At 67.4% G+C, this 7,792-nt stretch carries 7 protein-coding genes and 1 tRNA gene; 1 reads left to right on the forward strand and 7 read right to left on the reverse strand.

The genetic code is table 11. The features are described 5' to 3' along the window. Positions 1–249: 249 nt before the first annotated feature. Positions 250–3,171: a response regulator gene (locus HRUBRA_RS14030; protein WP_052094955.1), complete on the forward strand. Its 2,922-nt coding sequence runs from the start codon at positions 250–252 to the stop codon at positions 3,169–3,171. Between the two features lie 24 nt (positions 3,172–3,195). On the opposite strand, the gene ychF is transcribed toward HRUBRA_RS14030, so the two are convergent. From ychF to HRUBRA_RS14065, 7 genes are all read right to left on the reverse strand, one after another. Next, entirely contained in the window at positions 3,196–4,290 is a 1,095-nt protein-coding gene (gene ychF, locus HRUBRA_RS14035; protein ID WP_035518191.1) for a redox-regulated ATPase YchF, read from the reverse strand. Between the two features lie 34 nt (positions 4,291–4,324). Beyond that, on the reverse strand, positions 4,325–4,915 hold the full coding sequence (gene pth, locus HRUBRA_RS14040; protein WP_035518192.1) for an aminoacyl-tRNA hydrolase: 591 nt from the start codon (positions 4,913–4,915) through the stop codon (positions 4,325–4,327). A 21-nt stretch (positions 4,916–4,936) separates the two neighbouring features. Beyond that, positions 4,937–5,608 carry a 50S ribosomal protein L25/general stress protein Ctc gene (locus tag HRUBRA_RS14045; protein WP_035518194.1) on the reverse strand — a complete coding sequence of 224 codons (672 nt, stop codon included), beginning with the start codon at positions 5,606–5,608 and terminating at the stop codon, positions 4,937–4,939. A gap of 81 nt (positions 5,609–5,689) precedes the next feature. After that, positions 5,690–6,625, reverse strand: coding sequence for a ribose-phosphate pyrophosphokinase (locus HRUBRA_RS14050; RefSeq protein WP_201771619.1), 936 nt, complete (start codon positions 6,623–6,625; stop codon positions 5,690–5,692). Positions 6,626–6,676: 51 nt separating this feature from the next. Then, positions 6,677–6,751, reverse strand: a tRNA-Gln gene (locus HRUBRA_RS14055). Positions 6,752–6,777: 26 nt separating this feature from the next. Next, the gene (ispE, locus tag HRUBRA_RS14060) at positions 6,778–7,614 is read right to left on the reverse strand and encodes a 4-(cytidine 5'-diphospho)-2-C-methyl-D-erythritol kinase (RefSeq protein ID WP_035518201.1); all 837 of its coding nucleotides are present in this window, start codon (positions 7,612–7,614) and stop codon (positions 6,778–6,780) included. Beyond that, positions 7,611–7,792 (reverse strand): lipoprotein insertase outer membrane protein LolB (locus tag HRUBRA_RS14065; RefSeq protein ID WP_035518196.1); only part of this gene is annotated, 182 nt, incomplete at its 5' end. The genes ispE and HRUBRA_RS14065, both read right to left, overlap by 4 nt.

Raw genomic sequence — 7,792 nt, forward strand, 5'->3', positions numbered from 1 at the left:
GCCGGCATCCGGCCGGCCGGGGGCGGTCTCGCGGCGGCGAGCTGGCAGCTCCTGGCCCCGGCCCCGGCCCTGACGCTGGCGCTCTGGCTCGAGGGCAGTGCCACGCTTTGCTGCGACGTGTCGCGGGGCCTGCCCTTGCGTCGCTGGCAGCCGCTGCGGGGTTGACGCCCGCAGCCCGGGCGCGAACACTAATAAAGCGAGGTACTGACGGGCCTGCAGCGGACTTGCAGGCAGACAGGGAAAAGCCGGATGGACGACAAGCCCCCAGAGCCTGCGGTGGCCAGCCATGAGGCCCGGGTCGCCCGCGAGATGCGACGCCGCTACCTGCTGGCGCTGGCCCTGGTGGCCGGCCTGGCGTCGGCCGCCGCCGTTATCCTCCAGCTGGCCATCCGTGCCGAGGAAGACACCGCCGCCCTCGTTAATATCAGTGGCCGCCAGCGCATGCTCAGCCAGCGCACCGCCCTGCTCGCGCACCGGCTGGTGTATGCTCCCGATGAGCAGCGCAAGGAGCTGGCCGCCAGCCTCGACGAGGCGATGGCGGCCATGGCGGATAGCCACGCCTGGCTGACCCGGGCGGAGGATGTCAATGATCCCCCGCCACCACTGTCTGCAGCCACCCGGGCGCTTTACTTCGAGGGACCGAATGCGCTGGATCCACAGGTCCAGCATTACCTCGAGCGGCTCCGGGCGCTGCGTTCCGCACCGGCTCCCGGTCCGGCGCTGGCGGCGATCCTTGCGGCCAGCGAAGGCCCATTGCTACACACCCTGGACCGGGTTGTGCGTCAGTATCAGGCTGAGGGAGAGGCCGCCGTAGGCCGGCTGCAGTGGACCCAGGCCACTGTCTGGGGGCTCCTGCTGCTGCTTCTCTTTTTCGAGGCCGTATTCATCTTCCTGCCGCTGGTCCGGCGAACGCGCCGTCTCATTGGTGAACTGTCCGCGGCGCAGGCCGAGGCAGAGGCCGGCAGCCGCGCCAAGTCCACGTTCCTCGCCAATATGAGCCACGAGATCCGCACGCCCATGAACGCCATCCTCGGCATGACGGACCTCGCGCTGCAGAGCGATCTCGACCCGCGCCAGCGGAACTACCTGGAGAAGGCGCGGCGTTCCGCCGGGGTGCTCCTCGGGCTCCTGAATGACATCCTGGATTTTTCCAAGATTGAGGCGGGCAAACTGGAGACGGAGCGTGTGGTCTTCGATGTCCGGGCCGTACTCGACAACGTTGCCACCGTTGTCGGGCTCAAGGCCGAGGAAAAGCATCTTGAATTTCTTTTCGATCTGCCGCCGGGTCTGCCGCCCTACCTGGTGGGCGATCCCCTGCGGCTGGCGCAGGTACTGATCAACCTCGGCGGCAACGCAGTCAAATTCACCGAGAACGGTGAGGTTGTCATCGGTGCTGAGATCTGCGCGCGCGATGACGAAGAGCTGACCGTGCACTTCTGGGTGCGCGATACCGGTATCGGCCTCAGTGACGCGGACCGGGAGCGACTGTTCAAGGCCTTCATCCAGGCAGACACGTCGACCACGCGCCGCTTCGGCGGGACGGGGCTCGGCCTGGTGATCTGCCAGCGCCTGGTTGACCTCATGGGCGGCGACCTCTGGCTGGAGAGCGAGGCCGGCGAGGGCAGTACCTTCCATTTCACGGCACGCCTGGGCGAGGCCGCCGAAGGGCCCGCGCCCGCGACCGCCACGGCAGAGCGGCTCGGCATGCCCCGTACTCTGGTGGTGGATGACAATGGGGCCGCCCGCGAGGTGATCGGCGCCATGCTGCGCCGTCTCGGCCTGCGCGCTGAGGCTGTAGGCAGCGGCTCCGAGGCCCTGGCCATGCTGGAGGCCGCCGGTGACGATCCCTACCGGCTGGTCATCCTCGACTGGTGCATGCCTGCTATGGACGGCATCAGTCTTTCCCGGGCCATCGGAGCGCTTCAGTCGGTGGCCACGCCGGCGCTGGTGCTGGTGACCGGCGGCGACCCGGAGGCCGCCCGGCGGCCCGCGAGCGGCGCAGCTATCGGCGCCTTTCTGGCTAAACCGGTGACCCCCTCGGCGCTGCTCGAGGCGGCGGCCGAAGCCCTCGGCATGGCCGAGCTGGTGCCCCGGGCCCGGCGGCGGGCCCGGGGCACCAGCTTTGATGCCGACCGGGAGCGCGTCCGCGGGGCCCGCGTGTTGCTCGTTGAGGACAACGATATCAATCGGGAGCTGGCTGTGGAGCTGCTGGAGAGCAATGGCCTTTCCGTGGCCGTTGCGGTCGACGGGCAGGAGGCACTGGAACGCCTCGATGAAGAGACCTTCGACGGCGTGCTCATGGACTGTCATATGCCGGTAATGGACGGCTACGCGGCCACCCGGGCGCTGCGCAGCCAGCGACGCTTCCGGGACCTGCCGATTCTGGCCATGACAGCCAACGCCATGGCCGGCGACCGGGAGCGGGTGCTGGAAGCGGGCATGAATGACCACATTCCCAAGCCGATCGACATCGACCTGCTGTTCAGTACCCTGGCGCACTGGATCACGCCCGCCGGCGGCAGCGCCGGCGCTGCGACGCGCGCGCCGTCGGGCGGCCCCGCGGTCACTGACGGCGTGCTTGCCGATCTTCGCACCGCGGACCTCGCCGTAGACAGTGCCATTGCCCGCCTCGACGGCAACCGCGACCTCTACCTGCGGCTGCTGCGCCGCCTGGCCTCGACCCGGGAAGAGACCCTGGCCGTCTTCGACCGCGCCCTCGCCGATGCCGACTGGGCGGAGGCAGAGCGGCGGGCTCACACCCTCAAGGGGCTGGCTCTGGGCGTTGGCGCCACGGAGCTGGCCTCTGCTGCGGCGACGCTGGAGCGGGCTGCTACCCTGCACCGTGAAGATTCAGCCGCGCGCGCTGACGCCGGCGCGGCCTTCGAGGCTCTGGCGGCGGCTCTGCCGGCCGCGGCGCCTGCTGCGCCAGCAGCAGCTGCCGTCGGAGCGCCGGGCGAGGAAGAGCTCGCCGCGGCGCTTGCCACCCTCAAGGACATGGTCGCGGGCAGTGATGCCAGGGCCCCGCAGTGGCTCGAGACCATCGGGCCGCAGCTGGCGGCGGCAGGTTTTGCCGGGGAGGTGGCCGCGTTGACCGAGGCCCTGGATGAGTACGACTTCGTGCGCGCCGCTGAGCACCTCGGTGCTCTGGATGCGGCGGGGCGACAGCCTTGAGCGCCGCCCCAGAGAGGGGGCCTCTCAGACGTTGAAACGGAAGTGGATGATATCGCCGTCCTGGACGATGTAATCCTTGCCTTCCAAGCGCCAGCGGCCGGCGTCGCGGGCGCCCTGCTCGCCCCCGTGAGCGATAAAGTCCTCGTAGCTGACCACCTCGGCGCGGATAAAGCCTTTCTGGAAGTCCGTGTGGATGACCGCTGCGGCCTCCGGTGCCGTAGCGCCGATGCGTACGGTCCAGGCGCGCACTTCCTTTTCGCCGGCGGTGAAGAACGTATGCAGATCGAGCAGTCGATAGCCGGCGCGGATCACCCGGTTGAGGCCGGGCTCTTCCATGCCCAGCTCGGCGAGAAACTCCGCGCGCTCCTCATCCTCGAGCTCGACGATCTCGGATTCGAGCTTGTTACAGATAGCCACCACCTGAGCGTTCTCCGTCGCGGCAATGGCCTCGACGGTTGCCAGGTGCGGATTGTCCTCGAAGCCGTCCTCGTCAACGTTGGCGATGTACAGGGTGGGCTTCGCCGTCAGCAGGAACAGTGAGCGCAGCAGCGCCTCCTCGGCACTGTCGAGCGCCAGGGCGCGCACGGGCCTGGCCTCGTTGAGCTGCGGCAGCAGCTTGTCCTCGAGGAGCGCCTTCAGGGCCACGGCTTCCTTGTCGCCGCCCTTGGCGGTGCGCGTCACTTTCTGCAGTTGCTTTTCACAGCTCTCCAGGTCCGCCAGGGCCAGCTCTGTGTTGATAACTTCAATGTCCGCCGCCGGGTCCACGGTGTTGGCCACGTGGATGACATTATCGTTGTCGAAGCAGCGCACGACGTGAGCGATGGCGTCAGTCTCGCGGATGTTGGCGAGGAACTGGTTGCCGAGGCCCTCTCCCCGGGAGGCGCCGGCGACGAGGCCGGCAATATCGACGAACTCCATGGTCGTCGACACTTCCCGCTGTGGCTGCACGATCGCGGCGATGCGTGCCTGCCGCGGGTCCGGAACGGGCACCACGCCGGCGTTCGGCTCGATGGTGCAGAAAGGAAAGTTCTCGGCGTCGATGCCGGCCCGGGTAAGGGCGTTGAAAAGCGTCGATTTGCCGACGTTCGGCAGCCCGACGATACCGCATTTGAAGCCCATGTCAGTGTCCTGTCCGGTGAACGTGCGCCCCCGCTCAGGGGGCCGAAAAACTGTGCAGCTGCGTCTGTGCCTTGCCCAGGTCGCCGGCGAGGAGCAGGGGCAGCGCATCGAGGGCGGCGTCGATGGCCGCCTCGGTCCGTGCCGCCTCAGCCGCCGGTGCGCGACCGAGTACATAACCGCTTACCGCGGCTGCGCTCCCCGGGTGGCCGATGCCGATGCGCAGCCGGAAGAAATCGCTGCTGTTGCCGAGCGCGGGAATGATGTCGCGCAGACCGTTGTGGCCACCGTGACCGCCCCCGCGTTTGAAGCGGGCACAGCCGGCGGGAATGTCCAGCTCGTCGTGGGCGATAAGGATTTCAGCGGGTGCAATCCGGTAGAAACCGGCAAGGGCCGCAACGGCCTTGCCGCTGCGGTTCATCCAGGTCGTCGGGATGAGCAGCCGCAGCCCCTGCCCGGTGCCCGAGAGCTGCGCCGTGTCGCCGAAGAACTTGCCCTGGGCGGCCAGCGTCGTGCCGTGGCGCAGGGCCAGGGCCGACACAAAATCAGCCCCGGCATTGTGCCGGGTACCACGGTAGGCGTCGCCCGGGTTGCCGAGACCTACGATCAGGCGGATGCTGCTGCCCAAGGCCGTGCTGCCCTGCGGGGGTCAGTCCTCGCCGGCTTCGTCCTGCGCCGACGGCACCTCGCCGGCTGCCGGCGCGGCGCCGTCGTCGGCGTCCTCGTCGGACTTCAAGCCGCGCGGCGCGATGACGGTGGCGATGGCCTCGTCGTGATCCTCGCCGTAGGAAAGAGCGACAGACTCGACACCCGCCGGCAGGATCACATCGGACAGGTGCACACTGTCACCGAGGCCGACATCGGCCATGTCCACTTCGAGGTACTCCGGGATGGCGGACGGCAGGCAGAGAAGCTCGATTTCCAGGGCCTGGTGCTCGATGATGCCGCCCTCGAGCTTGACGCCGCGGCAGCTCTCTTCGTTGATGAAATGGATGGGAATGTTCACCTTGAGCGCGACTTTCTCGTCCGTACGCAGGAAGTCCGCATGCATGACGCGGTCCTTCGCCGGGTGGCGCTGCAGGTCCTTGAGGATGGCTTTCTGTACATCACCGTCGACGTTGACATCGATGACCTGGGAGAAGAAGGCTTCACTTTCCAGGCACTTCTCGAGATCCTTGCGGATGATGGACAGGGGCTGGGGATCCTTGCCGGCCCCGTAGATAATGGCCGGGATCATGTCCGCGTTACGACGCAGGCGGCGGCTCGCACCTTTCCCCAGGTCGTCGCGCGCGACCGCGGCGATTTCAAGTTTGTCAGACATTGTCTTGTTTCCTTTTGATTAAAAAAAACGCTGCGGCACTGCTTGCGACCAGCCCTGCCGTGCGTTCCCGATGCGCTGCCCTCAGGAGAACAGCGCGCTGATGGATTCCTCATTGGACACGCGGCGGATCGACTCCGCGAGCAGGTCCGAGATTGTCAGCTGGCGGATCTTGTCGATACCGCGTGCTTCCTCACCCAGGGGAATCGTGTCGGTCACCACGAGCTCGTCGAGCTCGGAAGACCGGATGTTGTCGAGAGCCCGGCCGGAGAGCACCGCGTGGGTGCAGTAGGCGACCACCTTGGTGGCGCCACGCTCCTTCAGGGCATCGGCGGCATTGCAGAGCGTGCCTGCCGTGTCGACCATGTCATCGACGAGAATGCAGGTGCGCCCGTCGACACTGCCGATCAGGTTCATGACCTGCGCCTCGCCCGGTCGGGGCCGGCGCTTGTCGATGATCGCCAGCTCCGCATCATCGAGCTGCTTGGCGATGGCCCGAGCCCGCACCACGCCGCCGATGTCGGGGGATACCACGACCAGGTCGCTGTAGGCGCAGGCGACGATGTCGTCGTTCAACACCGGGGAGCCGTACACGTTGTCCACCGGGCAGGCAAAGAAACCCTGGATCTGCTCGGCGTGCAGGTCCACGGTCAGCACCCGGTCGACGCCGACGCTTACCATCATGTCCGCCACCACCTTGGCGGAAATCGGCACCCGCGAGGAACGTACCCGGCGGTCCTGGCGGGCGTAGCCGAAATAGGGCACCACGGCCGTTATCCGGGCCGCTGATGCACGGCGCAGGCCGTCGATCATCAGCAGCAGTTCCATGAGGTTGTCGTTCGTCGGTGCACAGGTGGACTGCAGCACGAACACATCTTTACCACGGACGTTTTCGTTCAGTTCAACAGCAATCTCGCCGTCACTGAAGCGACCCACATCGGCCTTGCCCAGGGAAAGATACAGGCGACTCGCAACCCGTCGTGCCAACTCGGGGTTGGCGTTGCCTGTGAACACCATCATTTTTGAAGACACGGCGAGTTCCCCAAGAGCAGGTAGTCCGATGCGAGGAAATGGCTGGGGTGGCAGGATTCGAACCTGCGAATGCCGGGATCAAAACCCGGTGCCTTGCCACTTGGCGACACCCCAGGAGCTGGTCAGGTCTATGCCTCTTGTTACAGTGCAGGAGAGCGATTGACGCCGGCTGCCACGATGGCACGCCAGGGTGCCGGGACCTCCGCCGCTATCGCGCGCGCCGAGGCCTCATCGGCGCAGCGGCAGAACACGCAGGCACCGGTACCCGTCAGCTTCGCATCCCCGAATTTCCCAAGCCAGATCAATGCGTTATCAACCTCGGCGTAGAGGTTGCGCACCACTGGCTCGCAGTCGTTCCGAGAAGTCCCCGCGAAAAAGGCGGCCATTGTGATTGGCGGACTGTCACGTGTCAATTCCCGCCGGGAAAATATTTCCCCGGTGTCGACGTGCACGCCCGGATGAATGATCAGGAACCAGGCCGGCGGCAGCAGGACGGGTTGAAGCTGCTCACCGATGCCCTCGGCCCAGGCGCTGTGGCCGCGGACGAAGACGGGTACGTCGGCGCCGAGGGTGGCGCCGATGGCCGCGAGGCGGTCTCGTGAAACGTCCAGCTTCCACAGGCGTATCAGCCCCAGGAGCGTGCTGGCCGCATCGGAGCTGCCGCCGCCGAGGCCGCCGCCGGTGGGAATCCGCTTGTCGAGGGTGATGTGCACGCCGTTATCCGGGCTGGTGCCGGGCAGCGCCTTGAGGGCCCGCGCGGCACGCACCGCCAGGTTGTCGTCGCTGGCGATGTCGAGATCCGGCCCGGCCAGGGTGACGGCGCCGTCCTCCCGGGCCTCGAGGGTGACCGTATCGCCCCAGGCAAGGAGCTGGAAGACGGTCTGCAGCGTGTGATAGCCGTCCTCGCGGCGCCCGGTCACGTGCAGGAACAGGTTCAGCTTTGCCGGCGCCGCCAGGGTGACCGTTTGCGCGCTCACGGTGCGGCCCCCGGCTGCCACTCGGCCGCCACCAGGCGCAGTTCCAGCGCACCCGGCGGGTAGCGCAGCGTGAGCGATCGCGGCAGCAGCAGGCCGTCCGTGCGGCGGAAGGGGCCATAGGTCACCGTCCAGCCCCCCTGTTCGAGCCGCTCCGGCAGCCCCTCCCGGTAGGCCAGCC

Origin of the sequence: Pseudohaliea rubra DSM 19751 (assembly GCF_000764025.1) — a bacterium.
In the GTDB taxonomy this organism is placed as follows: Bacteria; Pseudomonadota; Gammaproteobacteria; order Pseudomonadales; family Halieaceae; genus Pseudohaliea; species Pseudohaliea rubra.